The 20187-nt window shown below is 34.3% G+C and carries 20 protein-coding genes; 14 read left to right on the top strand and 6 right to left on the bottom strand.

Going from position 1 to position 20187, the window contains the following annotated elements; translation table 11 throughout:
* Positions 1 to 34: 34 nt before the first annotated feature.
* Entirely contained in the window at positions 35 to 877 is an 843-nt protein-coding gene (locus ACQY29_RS00650) for a hypothetical protein (protein WP_428223355.1), read from the bottom strand.
* A gap of 190 nt (positions 878 to 1067) precedes the next feature.
* On the opposite strand from ACQY29_RS00650, the gene ACQY29_RS00645 reads away from it, so the two are divergent.
* Positions 1068 to 2012 (top strand): C1 family peptidase, encoded by a 945-nt coding sequence (locus ACQY29_RS00645; RefSeq protein ID WP_428223354.1) that lies wholly within the window; start codon positions 1068 to 1070, stop codon positions 2010 to 2012.
* Between the two features lie 100 nt (positions 2013 to 2112).
* Here the strand turns inward: ACQY29_RS00645 and ACQY29_RS00640 are convergent, their stop codons facing one another.
* The gene (locus tag ACQY29_RS00640; RefSeq protein WP_428223353.1) at positions 2113 to 3414 is read right to left on the bottom strand and encodes a replication-associated recombination protein A; all 1302 of its coding nucleotides are present in this window, start codon (positions 3412 to 3414) and stop codon (positions 2113 to 2115) included.
* Positions 3415 to 3811: 397 nt separating this feature from the next.
* On the opposite strand from ACQY29_RS00640, the gene ACQY29_RS00635 reads away from it, so the two are divergent.
* From ACQY29_RS00635 to ACQY29_RS00625, 3 genes are all read left to right on the top strand, one after another.
* A complete protein-coding gene (locus ACQY29_RS00635; protein ID WP_428223352.1) occupies positions 3812 to 4276 on the top strand; it encodes a hypothetical protein in 465 nt (154 codons plus the stop codon).
* A 32-nt stretch (positions 4277 to 4308) separates the two neighbouring features.
* Positions 4309 to 4851 (top strand): hypothetical protein, encoded by a 543-nt coding sequence (locus ACQY29_RS00630; protein WP_428223351.1) that lies wholly within the window; start codon positions 4309 to 4311, stop codon positions 4849 to 4851.
* A 92-nt stretch (positions 4852 to 4943) separates the two neighbouring features.
* A complete protein-coding gene (locus tag ACQY29_RS00625; protein ID WP_428223350.1) occupies positions 4944 to 5714 on the top strand; it encodes a rhomboid family intramembrane serine protease in 771 nt (256 codons plus the stop codon).
* A 131-nt stretch (positions 5715 to 5845) separates the two neighbouring features.
* Here ACQY29_RS00625 and rlmB read toward each other — a convergent pair whose 3' ends face one another.
* From rlmB to ACQY29_RS00605, 4 genes are all read right to left on the bottom strand, one after another.
* Positions 5846 to 6586, bottom strand: coding sequence for a 23S rRNA (guanosine(2251)-2'-O)-methyltransferase RlmB (gene rlmB / locus ACQY29_RS00620; RefSeq protein ID WP_428223349.1), 741 nt, complete (start codon positions 6584 to 6586; stop codon positions 5846 to 5848).
* 70 nt (positions 6587 to 6656) lie between these two features.
* On the bottom strand, positions 6657 to 8363 hold the full coding sequence (locus ACQY29_RS00615; RefSeq protein WP_428223348.1) for a SusD/RagB family nutrient-binding outer membrane lipoprotein: 1707 nt from the start codon (positions 8361 to 8363) through the stop codon (positions 6657 to 6659).
* An 8-nt stretch (positions 8364 to 8371) separates the two neighbouring features.
* Positions 8372 to 11575: a SusC/RagA family TonB-linked outer membrane protein gene (locus ACQY29_RS00610; protein ID WP_428223347.1), complete on the bottom strand. Its 3204-nt coding sequence runs from the start codon at positions 11573 to 11575 to the stop codon at positions 8372 to 8374.
* 80 nt (positions 11576 to 11655) lie between these two features.
* Entirely contained in the window at positions 11656 to 13305 is a 1650-nt protein-coding gene (locus ACQY29_RS00605) for a hypothetical protein (RefSeq protein WP_428223346.1), read from the bottom strand.
* Positions 13306 to 13474: 169 nt separating this feature from the next.
* On the opposite strand from ACQY29_RS00605, the gene rpsL reads away from it, so the two are divergent.
* The 10 genes from rpsL to rplV all read left to right on the top strand — a co-directional run bounded on the left by rpsL (position 13475) and on the right by rplV (position 20182).
* Complete coding sequence (rpsL, locus tag ACQY29_RS00600; protein ID WP_014166289.1) at positions 13475 to 13855, top strand: 30S ribosomal protein S12; 381 nt, start codon at positions 13475 to 13477, stop codon at positions 13853 to 13855.
* 181 nt (positions 13856 to 14036) lie between these two features.
* The gene (gene rpsG / locus ACQY29_RS00595; RefSeq protein WP_060383168.1) at positions 14037 to 14513 is read left to right on the top strand and encodes a 30S ribosomal protein S7; all 477 of its coding nucleotides are present in this window, start codon (positions 14037 to 14039) and stop codon (positions 14511 to 14513) included.
* Between the two features lie 11 nt (positions 14514 to 14524).
* Positions 14525 to 16669: an elongation factor G gene (fusA, locus tag ACQY29_RS00590; protein ID WP_428223345.1), complete on the top strand. Its 2145-nt coding sequence runs from the start codon at positions 14525 to 14527 to the stop codon at positions 16667 to 16669.
* Positions 16670 to 16680: 11 nt separating this feature from the next.
* Positions 16681 to 16986: a 30S ribosomal protein S10 gene (rpsJ, locus tag ACQY29_RS00585; RefSeq protein ID WP_014166286.1), complete on the top strand. Its 306-nt coding sequence runs from the start codon at positions 16681 to 16683 to the stop codon at positions 16984 to 16986.
* 116 nt (positions 16987 to 17102) lie between these two features.
* On the top strand, positions 17103 to 17720 hold the full coding sequence (gene rplC, locus ACQY29_RS00580; RefSeq protein WP_428223344.1) for a 50S ribosomal protein L3: 618 nt from the start codon (positions 17103 to 17105) through the stop codon (positions 17718 to 17720).
* A complete protein-coding gene (rplD, locus tag ACQY29_RS00575) occupies positions 17720 to 18349 on the top strand; it encodes a 50S ribosomal protein L4 (RefSeq protein WP_428223343.1) in 630 nt (209 codons plus the stop codon). Before rplC ends, rplD begins: the two co-directional genes overlap by 1 nt.
* A gap of 6 nt (positions 18350 to 18355) precedes the next feature.
* The gene (gene rplW / locus ACQY29_RS00570) at positions 18356 to 18643 is read left to right on the top strand and encodes a 50S ribosomal protein L23 (RefSeq protein WP_428223342.1); all 288 of its coding nucleotides are present in this window, start codon (positions 18356 to 18358) and stop codon (positions 18641 to 18643) included.
* 10 nt (positions 18644 to 18653) lie between these two features.
* Complete coding sequence (gene rplB, locus ACQY29_RS00565; protein ID WP_428223341.1) at positions 18654 to 19478, top strand: 50S ribosomal protein L2; 825 nt, start codon at positions 18654 to 18656, stop codon at positions 19476 to 19478.
* 6 nt (positions 19479 to 19484) lie between these two features.
* On the top strand, positions 19485 to 19763 hold the full coding sequence (rpsS, locus tag ACQY29_RS00560) for a 30S ribosomal protein S19 (protein WP_014166281.1): 279 nt from the start codon (positions 19485 to 19487) through the stop codon (positions 19761 to 19763).
* Between the two features lie 8 nt (positions 19764 to 19771).
* Positions 19772 to 20182: a 50S ribosomal protein L22 gene (gene rplV, locus ACQY29_RS00555; RefSeq protein WP_428223340.1), complete on the top strand. Its 411-nt coding sequence runs from the start codon at positions 19772 to 19774 to the stop codon at positions 20180 to 20182.
* The last annotated feature ends 5 nt before the right edge of the window (positions 20183 to 20187 follow it).

Here is a 20187-nt window from a genome sequence, read left to right as displayed (position 1 = left end):
AAAATCCTTGAAAATCTTTTGTTTTCAGGGATTTTTAAATTTTAGATCTTTCTTTTATATCTTCAATAATTTTATCGCTATTGGGATTGAAATTATCCCATAATTTCCATTGGCCGTTTATTTTTTTTATGAAATATACCTGTTCATTTGTGAAATTAACTATTTGGGTATTAGTGCCATTGCGATTAGTAAGTGTCAAATTCCAATATTCATTAGTAGATACGATGGCTGATCGCTCTTCTTTAGAAATAATCTTGAAGTTGAAAATTTCATAATTAGAATGGTTGTTTTCGTGGTTGTAAATATAACCCTGAACGACAAGTTCATTGAGATTTCGAGTAATTCTTTTTAAGATAGGACTATCAAGATCTACAATTCTATAAAAATCTTCGGGTTCATAATCAGGGATTTTTTTTATACTGTAAAGCTCTATATAGCAAAAATCTTTTATAATAGTATAAAGTGCTTCATCACTAATGAGGCTAGCAGTTTCAGGTGCTTCAAGTAAAATGTTAGTAGCGTTAGTTGCAATTTCGTTTTCTGTATAGGTTTTTTTTGTGATGAAATCATCTAAGCTTATGTAGCCTAAGAAAATAGCCAGTTTATCCAGCGTTTTTATAAAGCGGATATCATCTGTGTAAACTTTGTTTTCGTCGCATTCAAAAATCCTTTTTAAAGTACTGGCTGAAATTGTAGTCCCTATTTCAATTTTTTTTCTATCGTCAATTAATTTGGTTTTTTTTAACTCAAATTCAATGATTTCTGAGAGATAAACATAATGTGCTCGTTTCCAGGTCTTGGTGTTGTTGAGAAAACTATTTGTAATCTTTGGATCTCCTAAAATAGATAAGATTAATAATTCTACGATCTCTTTCATTTTTTTGAATGCTGGTTGGGTTGGGTAATGTTTTACAAAATTAACGGGTTTAAAGTGATATTTAAAATGTTTAGCGCTATTTTATGAGTTATTTGTAATTTATGGTTAATTTATGATTAATTTCTGTTTTTTTTAAATCGTGTATATTTTTTTTATTTGCATTGTTGTTAACCCCAAAAATAATGTTAAAATGAAAAAGAATTTGTTTTTTAAAAATGTAAAGAGGTCATTTTATGTAATGACGTCTTTGTTAGTTATGGCATCTTGTCAAACGGAGAAGTACGCGGATGATGCTAAAAATGAAGAAGTAGCAAAATTGGGAGTGCCTGAGTTTTCAGAAGCTTATTTAAAATCGATAGATCCATTAACACCATCAGAATACGAGCGAAGCATTTCTACTTTTCGCCCTGATTTGTCTGCAGAATCTATGAAAGCTGCTGCTGCGACAGTTCCAAGTTCATTTATGCTTCCAGCAATGCCTATCGGTGATCAAGGTAAGGAAGGGTCTTGTGTGAGTTTTGGAGTAGGGTATGCTGCACATAGTATTACAAGATATATTAATAACCCCGTGAGTAATAAAGACTGGGGTATTGCTACACGTAGTGCATCCTTTGTGTATAATCAAATAAAAATTTCAGATTGCGCAGGAGGTTCATATCCGCAAGATGCAATGAATTTGTTGAAAAATAAAGGAGAATGTAGTGCAAAGCAAATGCCTTATGCTGAAGGAGCTTGTTATACAATGCCTAATGCAAAGCAAATGCAATATGCGGCAGAGCGTAAAATTAGTGGTTGGAGAAATATTTCAGCTACTAGTGTGGAAGATTTGAAATACTATTTAAGTAAAAATTATCCAATTCCTGCTTGTTTTAATTATAATGCTTCGTTTCAGGCAATTTCAAAAAATAATTTTGTTTGGGATAAAGTATATGGGAAGCGTACTGGTGGACATTGTGTGTGTATTGTAGGTTATGACGATGCTACAAAGATGTTTAAAGTTCAAAACTCTTGGGGTAAATCTTGGGGTAAATCAGGTTATTTTTATGTAACTTATGATGCTATTAAATCAGGTGCTTTTGTTTGGACGGCTATTATGTTCCCTAAAACTGAAAAAGAATACCCACAAGGGATATAATATTGAATTAAAATAGTTTTTTAATATATTGGTGATTGAGTAGTTTAACTGCTTTAGACGTATGCTTTTGATTAGTTTACGCTCTAAAGCAGTTTTCTCGTTAATAGCCATATTTATCTTTCCATCTGTTTTTTAAAAACTGACGTAATTCCCTTTCCCTGGCGTTATCTGCTGGTTCGTAAAATTTAGTGGTTGATAGGGCATCAGGAAGATACTCTTGTGCTGTAAAATTATTAGCATAATCGTGGGAATATTTGTATTCTTCACCATAGCCTAGTTCCTTCATGAGTTTAGTTGGTGCATTACGTAGGTGTAAAGGCACCGGTAAATCGCCTGTTTGCTTTACGAGTTGTTGTGCTTTACCAATAGCCATATAGCTTGCATTACTTTTAGGAGAAGTGGCTAAATAAATGGCACATTGACTTAATAAAATGCGACTTTCAGGATAGCCAATAGTGGTTACCGCTTGAAAAGTGTTGTTAGCCATTATTAAAGCCGTTGGATTGGCATTACCTATATCTTCACTAGCAGCGATGAGCATTCTGCGCGCTATAAATTTTACATCTTCGCCGCCCTCTATCATACGAGCTAACCAGTACACAGCTCCATTAGGGTCACTACCACGAATAGATTTGATAAAAGCTGAAACGATATCGTAATGTTGTTCCCCAGTTTTGTCATACAAAACCGTGTTTTTTTGAACCAGTTGCATGACTTTTTCATTGGTAATACTAATTTGCGATTCGTTAGAAGCGTTGATGATAAGCTCAAAAGTATTTAACAGTTTTCTTCCATCGCCACCCGATAAGCGTAACAGGGCTTCGGTTTCACGGAGTTCAATGTTTTTTTCTTTTAAAAATGTATCGGTAGCGATGGCACGATAAAGTAGGGCTTCTAAATCGTCTTTTGTAAACGGATTTAAGATATATACCTGACAGCGTGACAGTAATGCGGGAATCACTTCAAAGCTTGGGTTTTCAGTGGTTGCCCCTACAAGAGTTACCCAGCCTTTTTCTACGGCTCCCAGTAAAGAATCTTGTTGTGATTTGCTAAATCGATGAATCTCATCAATGAATAAAATTGGATTTTTAGCGGTGAATAAGCCACCACTTTGTTTGGCTTTATCAATCACTTCGCGCACTTCTTTTACTCCCGAATTAATGGCGCTTAACTCGTAAAATGGACGATTACTGCTTGTGGCAATAATTTGTGCCAAAGTAGTTTTACCTGTACCAGGAGGTCCCCATAAAATTAACGAGGGAATGATTCCTTTTTCGATTTGATGGGTCAAGGAGCCTTGGTCACCTACTAAGTGGGACTGACTGATATATTCCTCTAAATTCTTTGGTCGTATTCTTTCGGCTAAGGGTTGCATCGAAATTAATTTATCTAAAATTAACATAAATTACGGTTTTTCCTCAACTTAAAAATTAAAGGAAAATATTACTTTTGCGCAAAATTAAAAATCTTAGAATGAAAAAATTTATTTATCTATTTATTTATTTTGGCTTCCTGTGATAGCCAATTGGATGATGTAAGTGGTAACACAGGTGTTGTGTTTGATTCGGAAAATAACTTGCTTGTTTTTGATAATAAAGATGTATTGTCAAAAGCTATTAAGGGTGAAAAAATTGATGATGATCTTATAGGAGGCTTTTACAAAGAAAGCAACTTTCCTTTCTGAAGCATATGAACGAAATGAGTATCATGCAATTTATGTACCTTCAACAGATGAATATATTTATGCTGCAAATAAAGACAATTATACTTTTATACCTGTGTTGAAAGAAGAAAAGCCAATGGTGAAATTTGATTTTGATCATCTGTTTAATGGGAATACAAATAAAATTTTAGTAGTAACACTGATAGAGCAAGAAGCATCAATATCCGATACCGATATTCTTAAAACAATTTATAAAGCCTATGAAGATTTTGCCAATAAACGGAAAGATGTTGGTATAGTTGTGGTAGGTAAGTCTGTAGAGGATAATGTTGAAGATGCTAGGATTTTGGCTTATTCTACAGCCAATGAGTTGTTTCAATCTAAAGGGAATGCAATTATAAATAGAACTTTTGATATTCCTAGAGAAATTAAATTGAATGAGTTGACTTTTGGTTTTACTAATTCAGGGAATGGATCAAGATATGGTTTCTCGCTTGATATGACGGTAAAAAGAGTTGATAAATACGATGTTTCGATTGAGAGTGGTGCTTTGTTTAATGGGCAATGGGGTGGTTCTAAACTTCGAGTTGTAAATAATTAATTAATTAATAGCAGTTTTAAATACAATTATAAATGAAAAAAATATTAGCTTTTATTTTGTTTTCTAATAGTTTGATTTCTTTTTCTCAAGAAAATGAAATTGCACTTGAAAACCTTATTAAATTAAATGTTGGAACTCAAGGTGCAGATGTAGCCGTTGAAATTCCAGTTGCTAAACGTTTGTTAGTTGATGTTTCCACGGGTTTTGGGGGGTATAATCTAGCAACTAGGAGTTTGGATGGTTATGAGTTTTCTAATAAGTTAGGGTTGGCATATTTTGCAAAAGGTGAATTGAAATATTATATAAGTCGTAATCGTAGGTCACGTAAAGATCATGATTTGGTTAATAATGCAGGGTCGTTTATAGCTTTGCAATCAAAATTTAATAACAATAACGCTAATTATGGTAAAATTATCTTAAATGAGTTTCATTTTGGTCAGCAATTACCTTTGAGTGATAATTTATTGTTTTGTTACCATGTAGGTTTAGGACGAATTTCGAACTTAGATTATACATATAATAAAGTTATGCCTACAATAGGATTAAAGATGGCCTATGTTTTTGGAGGTTTTTAAAAAAGCTTACTCAGAGAGCCTCCTTAGGGAGGCTTTTTTGCGTCAAAAAGTCATGTTTTTTTGTTTGGATATATTTTTGATGAAGTCAATGCATGAAAGAAACAGAATTTAAATTTACACCCTCGGTAATTTTATTGCCTTTATATTTTGTATTGATACTTTGGCTTGTTTTTTGGGTCGAACAACAGTTTAAAATCAGTTTAACGGAGTTTGGTATCTATCCTCGAAGTTGGACGGGATTAAGAGGTGTTTTGTTTAGTCCGTTCTTGCATGGCGATTTGGGGCATTTGTTTAATAATTCTTTGCCCTTATTGTTTTTAATAGCCTGTTTGTGTTATTTCTATAGAGTCCATGCTTTTCAGGTTTTAGGCTGGGGGATATTGCTTTCGGGTTTAGGGACTTGGTTAATAGGGCGGGAGAGTTATCATATAGGAGCTAGCGGACTGGTGTATGTATTAGCTTCTTTCATCTTTTTTAAAGGAATTCAAACCAGATATTATCGTTTAGTAGCGCTTTCATTCACGGTGATTTTATTGTATGGAGGTATGTTTTGGTATATTTTTCCAAGTGCGGAAGAACATATTTCTTGGGAAGCCCATCTATCGGGATTTGTAGTAGGATTGTTGTTTAGTTGGCTTTATGACGCACCTGTATATCAAAAACCATTAGTGTACGAATGGCAACAACCGTATTATGACCCTAAAAAAGACCCTTTTATGAGACATTTTGATGAGGATGGGAATTTTATTTCAAGTTCAAAAATGCGTCAAATGGAGTTGGAAAAATGGGTGTATTTTGTAGCGAATCTTCCTGTTATTTATGAAATAAAAAAGCCCGATGAAACACCGAGCGATTATTTGTAAAAGTTTAAAAGTTTAAAAGTTTAAAAGTTTAAAAGTTTAAAAGTTTAAAAGTTTAAAAGTTTAAAAGTTATATGGGCTAAACACTAGTCTGAATTCTAAATTCTAAATTCTAAACTCTAAATTCTAACCTCTTAAATAGTTTGTCTTTGTCTTACTGTTTCGTATAAGAAAGCACCACATGCCACCGAAACATTTAAAGATGAAATGGTGCCAAACATAGGAAGTTTCGCTTTCTCATCAACAATTTTCAAAACCGATGGGTTCACACCTTTGTCTTCGCTACCCATGATTATAGCTAGTGGTTCTTTTAAATCAATATCGTAAATGTTGTTTTCTGTTTTTTCAGTGGCCGCCACAGTTTTAATACCAGAACCCTGTAAATAGAAAACAGCATCTTTAATGTGATCTACTTTACAGATAGGAATATTAAACACAGCTCCAGCTGATGTTTTTACAGTGTCACCATTCACAGGAGCAGAACCTTGTTTTTGTACAATGATACCATCTACACCAGTACATTCTGCAGTGCGAATTATCGCACCAAAATTACGGGCATCACTCAATTGATCCAAGATTAGTAACAGCGGTGTTTTTCCATTTTCAGTTACTTTTTCAACTAAATTTTCTAAGCTGATAAATGAAATAGGAGCAATAGTAGCAATAGCACCTTGGTGATTATTGCTGGTCAAACGATTCAGTTTTTCCACAGGAACATAACTGAAGTTAACGTTGTGCTTTTTCAAAGTTTTTAATAGTTCATGCATCAAGTCTCCCTGTGCGTCTTTTTGAACAAAAACTTTGTCTATTTCTTTTTTTGCATGTATAGCCTCAAGGATGGCTCTGATTCCGAAAATTTGGTTGTCTTTTTCCATGGGGCAAAGATATGAAAAAAACCACCAAAAGGTTTCCTTTGGTGGTTTTTAGGTGGATTTGTTAATTGTTTTATTTCCCAAGAGCAGGGTCTCCTTGTAACCAGAATGGCATATGTTTACTGTTTACATCGTAAACTTCAGCTTGTGATACATTTGGAACGTTAGCGGAGTTAGCTACATATTCTGAAATAGGATATATTAATCGCTTAGGTCTAGAAGTTTGAGTTGTACCTTTAGGCATAGGGTTTAAAGGGAAACCAGTTCTAGTATTGTTAATGTAAGCTTCAATAGCATTACTGTTAAGTGTTGCTATCCATTTTTGATACATAATTGCATGGTAATTTTCTTGAAACGAAAATGTATCGCTATAACCAAAATTAGATTTTGTGTTGATTGTTGCAAGATAGGTTCCCATAGTTGATTGGTAGAATGGGAATGTAGCTGTTACTGCATCGTCAAAACTTGTTTGTGCATTTGGTAAATTTAAATCGGCAAAAGCAGCAATACCATTTGTAGATAACAATTTAGCCTCTGCTTGTAAAAATTTTGATTCCGCAGCAGTCATTACATATCCTTTAACTTTAGCGTAGAAATTTCCAGTTCCAGCATTCGGGAGTGAAGTTCCATTTCCAGTTTCGTTATATGGATTGAACATAGCTGCTGAAATTTTACTAGGTTGACCAATGCTTGAACCTCCAGGTTTGTATACGTCTACTGTAACACTTCCTTGTGTAACTGCTTTGTGATAAGGTGCATTTGAAGCAGCTGTTGAAAAAATTCTATATCTTCTTGGATCTAGAACATCTGGATATTTAACTCCTTTGTTAAGGATGATTTCTTGTTCAGATGCATCAGCATAATTAATGTCGCTATAAGGGTTTAAACACTTAGCTAAATGTCCAGATAAGCAATATAAATTTCTTCCTGTTACAACGGCTCCAGAATCATAACCAAAAGTAGCAACAAATGGATTTACTCTTGCATCAGCATCATTTATGTAGCCTGGATTAATAGTTAAATCTTCGTTGATAAAGTTCGTATTGCCTTTAAGCGCCATGTTCTTAATACGTTGGTCTCTCCATGCTGCAACTGCACCAGTGTTTTTAGACATGCGTAAAAGCATTTTTAGTTCTACCGTATTAGCAAAAAGTTTCCATTTAGCTAAATCACCACCTAGCATTACATCTGTTGTTACGCTTTCAGCTTCAATTGTATGGTTATCTATTTTACCGATAATTGTACGTGCTTCATCTAGTTCTTGGAGTAATAATTGGTAAACTTCTTGATCGTCATCGTATTTTGGTGTCGATAAAACTCCTCCTTTAAATGCATCTTTATAAGGGATATTTCCATATAAATCTACTAAATATTGCATGTAATATGCTTTGCAAATTTTAGAGATCGCCTTATAACCATCATATTTGTTGGTGCCATCATTGTAATCTATAATTTTTTGAAAGGTATATACATTCAAATATAAATTATCAAAGATAGTGTTGTAAAATGAGTTTGTTATATTGAATTGAAACTCATCTGTGAATGGACTAGCGAAAGACTGAACATTTCCACCAGCTGCATTTCCAAATAAAAGTCCTAAACGATTCATTGTAGTTGCCTGAACTCTATATGAGCCTACCTGTGCTGCTGCTAAATACTGATCGGGTTTAGCTTGATCAGTATGAAGTTCGTTAGGGTTTTCATTGATATCAAAATAATCACTACAAGATACTGTCGAGATTGCAATGATACTTGCGATTAAATATTTTATTTTTTTCATAATTCAAATTAAAATGTTACACTTAAACTTGCGCCTAAAGTTCTGGTAGTAGGATATTGTCCAACATTTGAGTATCCTTGTGCATTGTTAGTTGCATTTGAAGCTTCTGGATCTGTATAACCTAAATTCTTTCTTCCATTTCCATTGTCTAAGAAGAATACAAATGGATTACGAGCATTAACACCGAATTTAAAATTAGTTATTCCTGTGTTTTTTAACATACTTTTTGGTAAAGTATACGATAAAGCAATTTCTCTAATCTTAATAGCTGAAGCGTCTACTAATGAATATTCTCCAATAGTACTCAACGCTCTGTAGTAATTTGCTTGTTGTGCTGGAGTAACAGCTGTTGTGTTAGGAACATAGTTAGGTGTTGATGGTAAACTGTTATTAATAACTGTATTTGGAATTAAATACGGTTGTTCTCTGTCAAATTCAGCCGAGTCAACAGTAAAACCAGGTTGTAACATACGGTTGTATGTTTGAGAATAAACACTATGACCTGCTCTTAAGTCAGCAACACATGTTAAGCTAATTCCTTTGTAAGAGAATGTATTAGATAGATTAACAATATAATCAGGGTTTGCTTTTCCAACTTTGTTTAAAGTAGAAGTAGGGATTGGGATACCAAGTGAATTTACAATGATATTTCCATTAACGTCTCTTTGGAATTGTGTAGCTTTAATTGTTGGGAATTCTTCTCCCTTAACGGCAAAAACACCTACACTTGCAGTAGAAAACATGTTTACTTCGTCAACTCCCTCAGCTAATTCTTTTACAATTGTTTTGTATTTTGTAAAGCCAGCTTTTATATTCCAATTGAAACCATTTTCATTTCTGATAGGGTTTAAGCCTAAATCAATTTCAAAACCTTTGTTTTCAAGTTTACCTGTGTTACTTAATCTTGTGTTTAATCCAGATGCTCTTGAAGTTGTAGCGTTGGTGATTAATTGGTTCGTATCAGTGATGTAGTAGTTTGCATCTAAAGTAATTCTGTCTTTTAACCATGCAGATGAAAAACCAACTTCTTTAGTTATTACAAATTCAGGTTGAATATTTGGATCTACATCGCCTCTTCTAGGAATGAATGACAACTGTCCGTTGAATGGGAATCCAGCACCTACTTTAACTACATCTGTAAGGTCGTAAGAAGAAACAGCAGTTGTGTTACCTACTTTACTGAAGTTAGCATAAAGCTTTAAGTAATTTAAAGTATTTTTATCTTTAAGTGCATTGATAGCTTTTGTAGGGATGAATGATACACCAGCTGATGGGTATATGAACCATTTAGGCATAACTGAGGACTTTTCATATCTTGCAGTTGCGTTTAAGAACAAATAATCTTTATAACCTAAGTCGATATTTCCAAAAAATGACGTTCTTCTTACATGATAAACTGCATTTTCTAAATCAGTGATTGTAGCTGGATTAATAACGTTTTTAATGTTGTACCATCCTGGGATTTTCAATTGTGTACCACCTTGTTCAGACACACTTCTAAAATTATCTTGAATATTATTTCCAAGGTTTGCTTTAAGGTTTAGATTTTGAGTTAAATCGTAATCAAAATTTAATAAGAAATCATTATAGTAATTTCTTGAAGAATTATTTTTAATGAAAAAATCTGATTTTTCGAAGTTTTCTGCTCCTCCCATTGCTGAGTAATGTTCAGTAGGTCCATTTGCTTCAGATAAAGTAAATGGTGAGTAATCTACTATGTAATCTTCATTAAATCCATCATTGTGCGATGTGCTAATAATGCTGTTAGTTTGAACATTTGTAGTATTGCTAGCTGAAATGTGCTTGTTGAATTTATATTCAAATCTAATGTTTCCGTTGAAATTATTGGTAACATCTTCAAATCTTTTTCTATTGATAACTTCCCAAGGATTCAAAATATATGCAGACCAGCTGCGTGCATATCCTGAATTTTTGAATTTTGTAATATCAATATGTGTTGGGGTTTGAAGTAATTCATCTAATAAATTAGAGTCTGTTTGTTGTACTGTTTGATTTGTATAGCTTGCTATACCATCTACTTTTAATTTACCAAAAGATTTTCCTGCTTTAAATAAAAAGTTGTTTCTTTTTAATTTATCATTTTCAACAATAAAATCAGTTCTTAGGTTACCCATGTTGAACATAGCATATCCATCTTCGTTACCTACGTTGATGTTTAAACCAGTTTGAAATATTGTTCCAGTTTGATAAAAATCTTTAATATTATCGTAACCTCTACTTTCGTACTTTTCAGTAATTATCGTTCCGTCTGCTTGTGGTAAACCAACAGGCACTGTGGTTCCTGTCCAATTAGAATTTGAGTAAGATGGTCCCCATCCTCCATTTTCCCAAGGAGAAAATTGAGTGTTCCCGTTTCTAGGGTCGTTTCCAGGGAATAAAAAGTCGTAGTTGTCTACCACCCATCCTTGTCCGTATTTGTCTTGTCTTTTAGGTAAGTATGATACGTTTTGAAAGTCAATAGAAGAGTTTAAAGTTACTTCTAATTTAGAAGATTTAGCTCCTTTTTTTGTAGTAACTACAATTACACCATTTGAACCTTGTTCTCCGTATAGAGCGGCGCCTTGTTGTCCTTTAATTACGTTCATTGATTCAATAATTTCAGGAGGTAATTGTTGTAATGTGTTAGCATTAGAAATAGCTCCGTCAATAACAACTAACGCTTCGCTGTTACCAGTTAATGATCTAGTTCCTCTAAGTACAATTCTACTTGTTGGATTTGCACCGTTTGAAGAGTTGTTTACTTGTAAACCAGATACCTTTCCAGCTAATGCTTGTAAGGCATTTGGGTTTGAAGCCTGCGTTAACTCCTTTGTTTTGATTTGTTGTGAAGTTGAAGTGATTGCGTCAGTTTTTTTCTTAATCCCTACAGCAGTAACCACTACCTCTGTTAATACTTTAGAGTCATCTTGTAAAATAGTGTTAATTACATTCGATGCTCCTACTTCTTTTGAAATTTCTTTCATTCCCATGAAAGAATAAACAATAGTTTCTCCTTCTTTGGCTTTGATGGTGTATTTTCCGTCAAAACCTGTTGAAACTGCTCTTTTAGTTCCTTTGATCGTAACGTTAGCCCCTGGGATTGGCCCGTTTGCGTCAGATACAATTCCTGTGATTGTTTTCTCTTGAGCAAAAGAGAACTGCATTGTAAACGCTAATAAAAGCGTAAAAATCCATTTGAATTTTGATCTCATAAAATAATTTATTGATTAGTTAGCGCAAATATGTTGATTTTTTTTGAGATTGTGATAATATTAACACTTTTTTTTTAGTCCTATAATAGGAATTTTGTTTTTATCTGAAATAATCCATTTTTTAAATTAAAATCTTGTTGGTTGTTTTTAGGGATTGCGTAAAGCAAATTGATTAAGGATTTTTTAGAAAGGAAGTAGAGTCCTAGTCCTAGGCTGTAAATTTGATTGCTTTGGGTTTGATTACTGTCTTTAAAATGAGCAAAATCGGCAACGGTGTGTATCGTAAATCCAGTGTTTATGGTGTAGCTGTATTCGGTTTGTAGTGTGCTTAGGTAATTGGCTTGTAAGCTGTTTTCTCTAAATCCTCGGATCGAATTGAATCCTCCGAATCGGAATAATTCATTGGTTAGATAATGATCGCTTATCAAATTGAAATTTTGATTCTTCATGTTTAGCGCATGTTGGTTATTTATCTTGAAATGATGTTCGATTAAAAGGTTGAGTAGAGTTTGTTTTTGTTTTTGGATGTCATCTGTTCTAGTTCCATAACCCATCTTAAAAAGGACTTGTGTTTTGTTTGGGTAGAGTAGGTCGTAGCTGTTTTTTTTTGTATATAAATAGGAGAGTGTATAAAAATGGTTTGTGAAATCACTTAATAGAAGTGAAGTGTTCTTTTGAAAACTGCTGGATTCGGTTTCTTGGTAGCCTAAATATAATCTGTGATTGTAGTTTAGGTAGTAGCCCAGTTCAATTTCTGTTTTGGTACGCTGAAATAAACTGTCTTGTCTGTAGATATTTAAGTTACCTTTTAATGCAAGCTTGCTTTTAAATAGGTAAGGGAGTTCAATGTTAGATTCGAAAGTTTTTTGTTTATTCTCGTCGTTTTTCCAATACACATTGAATTTTTCACCCGAGTTCAATAGGTTGGTGAGTTTTAAATCTAAATAGCCGTTAATTTTAAATTGATTGTTTGTGTTGTTAAAACCTATGTAGCCGTCAAAAGTGTTGCTTTTTTGTTTTTCTAAGAAGTAATAAATAGTTGTTGAGTCTTTAGTGAATAAAATTTCTGCTGGTTTTGTGGTTTTGCAAAAAGGGTATTGGTTAATTTCTTTAGTAATGTTAGCGAATGTTTCTGTGTTAAATGTTTTTTTTGTGAAAGTTTTACGGAGAATAGTAAGGTGATTTTTTGGGAAATTAGGGTAGTTTTTTATGTTGATATTATTTATTTTTCTTGGGATTTCTTTAGAAATGTGTAAGTTGGAGTAAAGTTGGTTGCTTTTGGTCTTAAAATCGGTTGCTTTGATTTGTGATAGCGAATAGCCTTTGGTTTCGATGATTTTTAATAGTTGAGTAATTTCATGCTCAAATTGACTGTATTTTATTTTCAGTGTGTCCTTATTCTGGTTTAATAATGTTTTGTGTGGTTTTATATATAAATGTACATAAGTGTATCGTTTTCCAAGGTTGAGTAAGACGCTATATGTGCTGTCATTTTTTTGAGTGGGAGTGGAATGTGTTAAATCAATAAAGCCTATTTTTTTTAGTACTGAAGTAGTTTTGGTTAATTCAGAGGAAAGACTTAAATAATTTTTGAAAATTCGCTCTTTATAAATTGAATCTATTACTTTTTGTTCTGATGAGTTACTGCTTGTTATTTTTAAATGCAGATTTTGTCCTGTGAAATTAGGATTGAATAAGATAATGAAAATGATGCTAAAAAACTGTTTCAAGGTTTTGTTTTTGAAGTAAAAATAACGCAAAAAAACGAGATAGATTGTTCATAAAACAAGGGTGCTGAAAATTAATGTTTTAGAGTTTGTTTTTTAGAAAATTATATATACATTTGCAACCCCGTAAATAGCGGGATTTTATAAACTAGTAAATAATTTAGTATTAATTATGCCAACAATTCAACAATTAGTAAGAACTGGAAGAGCCAAATTAACTAAGAAGAGTAAATCGGCTGCTTTGGATTCTTGTCCTCAAAGAAGAGGGGTTTGTACGCGTGTGTATACTACTACGCCTAAAAAGCCAAACTCAGCAATGCGTAAAGTTGCGCGTGTGCGTTTGACTAATGGTAATGAAGTAAATGCTTACATCCCAGGAGAAGGACACAATCTACAAGAGCACTCGATAGTATTAGTTAGAGGTGGAAGGGTAAAAGATTTACCAGGAGTTAGATACCACATCGTACGTGGTGCTTTGGATACTGCCGGAGTTAACGGTCGTTTACAAAGAAGATCTAAATATGGTGCTAAACGCCCTAAAGACAAAAAGTAATTTTTAATTAAGTAAAGAGTGAAAAGTGAAAAGTAGTTAGTGAAAAGCGAAGAGTGAAAAGTGAAAGTTCTTAAGGTGGTGTTATACTTGAAACCTTAAACTTGATACTTGAAACTTGAAACTTGAAACTTTTAAACTTTTAAACTTCAAACTTCAAACTTTAAAAAAGTAACAAAAAGAAATGAGAAAAAGACAGGCCAAAAAAAGACCTCTTTTACCAGATCCAAAATTTAACGATCAATTAGTTACACGTTTTGTGAACAACTTAATGTGGGATGGTAAAAAATCGACTGCTTTTGCAGTATTCTACGATGCTTTAGAGATCGTTGAAACTAAAAAGCAAGATGCTGAAAAGACATCATTAGAAATTTGGAAAGATGCTTTAACTAATGTTATGCCTCACGTAGAAGTTCGTTCTCGTCGTGTAGGTGGTGCTACATTCCAAATCCCAATGCCTATTCGTCCAGATAGAAAAATTTCTATGTCGATGAAATGGTTAATTCTTTATGCTAGAAGAAGAAATGAGAAATCTATGGCAGCTCGTTTAGCGTCTGAAATCTTAGCTGCGGCTAAAGAAGAAGGTGCTGCTGTTAAGAAAAGAATGGATACTCATAAAATGGCGGAAGCTAATAAAGCATTCTCTCACTTTAGATTTTAATTCGTAAAGAAATGGCAAGAGATTTAAAATATACTAGAAATATTGGTATTGCTGCTCACATCGATGCAGGTAAAACTACCACTACAGAGCGTATTTTGTTCTATACAGGTAAGTCTCACAAAATTGGTGAGGTGCACGATGGTGCTGCTACTATGGACTGGATGGCTCAGGAGCAAGAAAGAGGTATTACTATTACTTCTGCGGCTACTACTTGTACTTGGAATTTCCCAACAGATCAAGGAAAAGCTATTGCTGGTTCAAACCCGTACCACTTCAATATTATCGATACTCCAGGTCACGTTGACTTTACAGTAGAGGTAAACCGTTCATTACGTGTATTAGATGGTTTAGTATTCTTGTTTTCTGCGGTTGATGGTGTTGAGCCTCAATCTGAGACGAACTGGAGATTAGCTGACCAGTACAGAGTTCCTCGTATGGGATTCGTAAACAAAATGGACCGTCAAGGTTCTAACTTCCTTAATGTGTGTCAACAAGTTAAGGATATGTTACGTTCTAATGCAGTAGCTATTACGTTACCTATCGGTGAGGAAAATGATTTTAGAGGGGTAGTTGACTTAGTGAAAAATCAAGCTATTGTATGGCATGATGAAACACAAGGTGCTACTTTTGATATTATCGATATTCCTGCGGATATGGTTGATGAAGTAAAGCATTACCGTTCTATCTTAATTGAAGAAATCGCTTCTTATGATGAAAACTTATTAGATAAGTACATGGAAGATGAGAACTCAATTACAGAGGAGGAAATCAACAATGCATTACGTGCTGCGACTATTGATATGGCTATTATTCCAATGTTATGTGGATCTTCATTCAAAAACAAAGGAGTTCAGTTCATGTTAGATGCAGTTTGTAAATATTTACCATCTCCTTTAGATAAAGAAGGTATCGAAGGTATTCATCCTGATGATGCAGATTTATTAGAAGAAGATCAAAAGAAAATTTTACGTCGTCCAGATGTAAAAGAGCCTTTTGCTGCTTTAGCATTTAAAATTGCTACTGACCCTTATGTAGGTCGTTTAGCATTCTTCCGTGCTTATTCTGGTCGTTTAGATGCTGGTTCTTATATCTTAAACACGCGTTCAGGAAATAAAGAGCGTATCTCTCGTATCTACCAAATGCACGCTAACAAGCAAAACCCAATCGAATATATCGAGGCAGGTGATATTGGAGCGGCAGTAGGTTTCAAAGATATCAAGACAGGTGATACAATGTGTGATGAGAAAAATCCTATCATCCTTGAATCAATGAAATTCCCTGATCCAGTAATTGGTATCGCTATTGAGCCTAAAACTAAGGCTGACGTAGATAAAATGGGTATGGCTTTAGCTAAATTAGCTGAAGAAGATCCAACGTTTACAGTTAGAACTGATGAGGCTTCAGGTCAAACAATTATCTCTGGTATGGGTGAGCTTCACTTAGATATCTTAGTAGATCGTATGAAACGTGAGTTCAAGGTTGAAGTTGATCAAGGTGAACCTCAAGTTGAGTATAAAGAAGCTTTCACTAAAACTGCTCAACACCGTGAGGTTTATAAAAAGCAATCAGGTGGACGTGGTAAATTTGGTGATATCGTTTTCCGTTTAGAGCCTGCTGAAGCAGGAACTGTTGGATTAACGTTTGTTAATGAAGTTAAAGGTGGTAACGTTCCTAAGGAATATATTCCAGCTGTTGAAAAAGGTTTCAGAGAAGCTATGAAGCAAGGTCCTTTAGCAGGATATGTGGTAGATAGTTTAAAAGTAACTTTATTAGACGGTTCTTACCACGCGGTGGATTCAGATGCTTTATCTTTCGAATTAGCTGCTAAATTAGGTTACAAAGAAGTAGCAAAAGCTGCAGGAGCTGTAATCCTTGAGCCAATCATGAAAATTGAAGTTATCACTCCAGAAGAAAACATGGGTGATATCGTAGGTGACTTAAACCGTCGTCGTGGTCAAGTAAATGATATGGGTGATAGAAACGGTGCTAAGACTATTAAAGCAAACGTTCCATTATCAGAAATGTTTGGTTATGTAACTACTTTAAGAACTTTGTCTTCAGGTCGTGCTACATCAACAATGGAATTCTCTCACTACGAAGAAACTCCATCTAACATTTCAGAGGCAGTAATTAAGAAAGCTAAAGGTAACGCTTAATTTTTAAGAAAATGAGTCAAAAAATCAGAATAAAATTAAAATCTTACGATCATATGTTGGTTGATAAATCAGCAGAAAAAATCGTAAAAACTGTAAAAAGTACAGGTGCAGTAGTTACTGGTCCAATTCCATTACCTACTAACAAAAAGATTTTCACTGTGTTACGTTCTCCGCACGTAAACAAAAAATCAAGAGAGCAATTCGAAGTGAGTTCATACAAAAGATTGTTAGATATCTATTCTTCATCTTCAAAAACTATCGATGCTTTAATGAAATTAGAGCTTCCAAGTGGAGTAGAAGTTGAAATTAAAGTGTGATAAATCACTCAAATTAAAATATTTAAGCATTATGTTTTGAAATTCAAAACATAATGCTTACTTTTGCGCACTCAAAATTAGAGTTTTATATATTATTAATAATTAATTATTTAAGTATGTCTGGGTTAATCGGAAAGAAAATCGGAATGACTAGCATCTTCGACGAGAACGGGAAAAACATCCCTTGTACTGTTATTGAAGTTGGTCCTTGCGTTGTTACCCAAGTCAGAACCAATGAGGTTGACGGGTATGAGGCTCTTCAACTTGGTTTCGATGACAAATCTGCAAAGCACACTACAAAAGCTGCTGAAGGTCACTTCAAAAAAGCTGGTACGGTTGCGAAAAAGAAAGTTGTTGAATTCCAAGGATTTGAAACTGAGCACAAATTAGGTGATGTTATCACTGTAGACTTATTCGCTGAAGGTGAATTCGTAGATGTTCAAGGTGTTTCTAAAGGTAAAGGTTTCCAAGGGGTTGTTAAACGTCACGGATTTGGTGGTGTTGGACAAGTTACTCACGGTCAGCACAACCGTTTAAGAGCGCCAGGTTCAGTGGGTGCTTCATCTTATCCTTCTAGAGTATTCAAAGGAATGCGTATGGCTGGAAGAATGGGTGGAGACAATGTTAAAGTTCAAAATCTTAGAGTTTTAAAAGTAGTTGCTGAAAAGAACTTACTTGTTGTTAAAGGATGTGTTCCTGGTCACAAAGACTCTTACGTAATCGTTCAGAAGTAATGGAAGTAAAAGTATTAGATATCAACGGAAAAGATACTGGAAGAAAAGTTCAACTTTCTGATTCAGTTTTCGCAATTGAGCCTAATAACCATGCTCTTTACTTAGATGTGAAACAATATTTGGCTAACCAACGTCAAGGGACACACAAAGCTAAAGAAAGAGCTGAAGTTACTGGAAGTACTCGTAAAATTAAAAAACAAAAAGGTACTGGTACAGCTCGTGCAGGAAGTGTTAAATCACCTGTTTTCAAAGGTGGAGGAACAATTTTTGGTCCAAGACCAAGAAACTACTCTTTCAAATTAAATAAAGCATTAAAACGTTTAGCGCGTAAATCTGCTTTAACTTTAAAAGCGAAAGAATCTAACTTAATCGTATTAGAAGACTTCGGTTTCGAAGCTCCAAGTACTAAAAATTTCATTAACGTGTTAAAATCGTTAGGGTTAGAAAACAAAAAATCATTGTTCGTTTTAGGTGGTGAAAACAAAAATGTTTACTTGTCATCTCGTAACTTACAAAAATCTTCTGTGATCACTAACTCAGAATTAAGTACTTATGCGATATTAAACGCAAACAATTTAGTTCTTTTAGAGGGATCTTTAGAAGGAATCGAACAAAATTTAAGCAAATAATAGGCCATGAGTATCATTATAAAACCTATCGTTACAGAAAAAGTAACTAAAGACGGAGAAGTATTCAACCGTTTTGGTTTCGTTGTATCAAAAAAAGCGAACAAAGTAGAAATTAAGAAAGCTGTTGAGGCTGCTTATGGTGTTACTGTTGTTAACGTGAATACAATGAATGTACGTCCTGATCGCACTACTAAATATACAAAAAGTGGTATGATTGCAGGAAAAACAGCTTCTTACAAAAAAGCTATCGTACAAGTTAAAGAAGGAGAAACAATAGATTTTTACAACAACTAAGTAAAAAAAGATGTCAGTAAGAAAATTAAAACCTATTACCCCGGGTCAGCGTTTTAGAGTTGTTAATGGTTTTGACGCTATTACAACTGATAAGCCGGAGCGTTCATTATTAGCTCCGAAAAAAAACTCAGGAGGTAGAAATAGTCAAGGAAAGATGACTATGCGCTATACAGGCGGTGGTCACAAACAAAGATATCGTATCATCGATTTCAAAAGAACTAAAGATGGAATTCCAGCTACAGTAAAATCAATCGAGTACGATCCAAACAGAACTGCTTTTATCGCGTTATTAGCTTATGCTGATGGTGAAAAAAGATATATCATTGCTCAAAATGGTTTAAAAGTAGGGCAAACTGTTATTTCAGGTGCTGATGTAGCTCCAGAAATCGGGAACACTATGCCGTTAAGCAAAATTCCTCTAGGAACAGTAATTTCTTGTATTGAGTTACGTCCAGGTCAAGGTGCAACAATCGCTCGTTCGGCAGGTACATTTGCTCAGTTAATGGCTCGTGATGGTAAATATGCTACTATCAAAATGCCTTCTGGAGAAACAAGATTAATCTTATTAACTTGTACTGCTACAATCGGAGCAGTTTCTAACTCTGACCACCAGTTAATCGTTTCTGGTAAGGCAGGTAGATCTAGATGGTTAGGTAGAAGACCAAGAACTAGACCAGTAGCAATGAACCCTGTTGATCACCCAATGGGTGGTGGTGAAGGACGTTCATCTGGAGGTCACCCACGTTCAAGAAAAGGTTTACCAGCTAAAGGTTATAGAACCCGTGCTAAACAAAACCCGAGCAACAAGTATATTGTAGAACGTAGAAAGAAATAATAAGATATGGCACGTTCATTAAAAAAAGGACCTTTCGTACACTATAAATTAGAGAAGAAAGTATTGGAGAATGCTGAAGCAGGAAACAAGAATGTTGTTAAAACTTGGTCTAGAGCTTCAATGATTACTCCTGATTTCGTAGGACAAACAATCGCAGTTCACAACGGTCGTCAATTTGTTCCAGTATATGTTACTGAAAACATGGTAGGACACAAGTTAGGTGAGTTTTCACCAACTAGATCTTTTAGAGGTCACGCTGGAGCTAAAAATAAAGGTAAAAAATAAAAGAAGACATGGGAGTTCGTAAAAGAGAAACAGCAGAGGCAAGAAAAGAGGCTAACAAGTCTATCGCATTTGCTAAGTTAAATAACTGCCCTACTTCACCTAGAAAAATGCGCTTAGTAGCAGACTTGGTAAGAGGTCAGAAAGTTGAGAATGCACTAAACATATTACGTTTTAGTCAAAAAGAAGCTTCAAGAAAATTAGAAAAACTTTTATTATCTGCAATCAATAACTGGGAGCAAAAAAATAGTGAAGGTGATGTAGCTGAAGCAGGCTTATTTGTAAAAGAGATCAAAGTGGATGGTGGTGTGATGTTAAAAAGATTACGCCCAGCACCACAAGGTCGTGCACACAGAATTAGAAAACGTTCTAATCACGTAACAATCGTATTAGGATCAATTAATAACACACAAAGCAATTAATAAAG

It is taken from the genome of Flavobacterium sp., from assembly GCF_965262375.1.
In the GTDB taxonomy this organism is placed as follows: Bacteria; Bacteroidota; Bacteroidia; order Flavobacteriales; family Flavobacteriaceae; genus Flavobacterium.
The sequence above is the reverse complement of the archived record's forward strand: the minus strand, read 5'-3'. Positions and strand labels throughout refer to the sequence as shown.

Coding starts and splice junctions, on each gene's coding strand:
- ACQY29_RS00650 (WP_428223355.1), bottom strand. CDS start 877: ATGAAAGAGATCGTAGAATTATTAATCTTATCTATTTTAGGAGATCCA.
- ACQY29_RS00645 (WP_428223354.1), top strand. CDS start 1,068: ATGAAAAAGAATTTGTTTTTTAAAAATGTAAAGAGGTCATTTTATGTA.
- ACQY29_RS00640 (WP_428223353.1), bottom strand. CDS start 3,414: ATGTTAATTTTAGATAAATTAATTTCGATGCAACCCTTAGCCGAAAGA.
- ACQY29_RS00635 (WP_428223352.1), top strand. CDS start 3,812: ATGGTGAAATTTGATTTTGATCATCTGTTTAATGGGAATACAAATAAA.
- ACQY29_RS00630 (WP_428223351.1), top strand. CDS start 4,309: ATGAAAAAAATATTAGCTTTTATTTTGTTTTCTAATAGTTTGATTTCT.
- ACQY29_RS00625 (WP_428223350.1), top strand. CDS start 4,944: ATGAAAGAAACAGAATTTAAATTTACACCCTCGGTAATTTTATTGCCT.
- rlmB (WP_428223349.1), bottom strand. CDS start 6,586: ATGGAAAAAGACAACCAAATTTTCGGAATCAGAGCCATCCTTGAGGCT.
- ACQY29_RS00615 (WP_428223348.1), bottom strand. CDS start 8,363: ATGAAAAAAATAAAATATTTAATCGCAAGTATCATTGCAATCTCGACA.
- ACQY29_RS00610 (WP_428223347.1), bottom strand. CDS start 11,575: ATGAGATCAAAATTCAAATGGATTTTTACGCTTTTATTAGCGTTTACA.
- rpsL (WP_014166289.1), top strand. CDS start 13,475: ATGCCAACAATTCAACAATTAGTAAGAACTGGAAGAGCCAAATTAACT.
- rpsG (WP_060383168.1), top strand. CDS start 14,037: ATGAGAAAAAGACAGGCCAAAAAAAGACCTCTTTTACCAGATCCAAAA.
- fusA (WP_428223345.1), top strand. CDS start 14,525: ATGGCAAGAGATTTAAAATATACTAGAAATATTGGTATTGCTGCTCAC.
- rpsJ (WP_014166286.1), top strand. CDS start 16,681: ATGAGTCAAAAAATCAGAATAAAATTAAAATCTTACGATCATATGTTG.
- rplC (WP_428223344.1), top strand. CDS start 17,103: ATGTCTGGGTTAATCGGAAAGAAAATCGGAATGACTAGCATCTTCGAC.
- rplD (WP_428223343.1), top strand. CDS start 17,720: ATGGAAGTAAAAGTATTAGATATCAACGGAAAAGATACTGGAAGAAAA.
- rplW (WP_428223342.1), top strand. CDS start 18,356: ATGAGTATCATTATAAAACCTATCGTTACAGAAAAAGTAACTAAAGAC.
- rplB (WP_428223341.1), top strand. CDS start 18,654: ATGTCAGTAAGAAAATTAAAACCTATTACCCCGGGTCAGCGTTTTAGA.
- rpsS (WP_014166281.1), top strand. CDS start 19,485: ATGGCACGTTCATTAAAAAAAGGACCTTTCGTACACTATAAATTAGAG.
- rplV (WP_428223340.1), top strand. CDS start 19,772: ATGGGAGTTCGTAAAAGAGAAACAGCAGAGGCAAGAAAAGAGGCTAAC.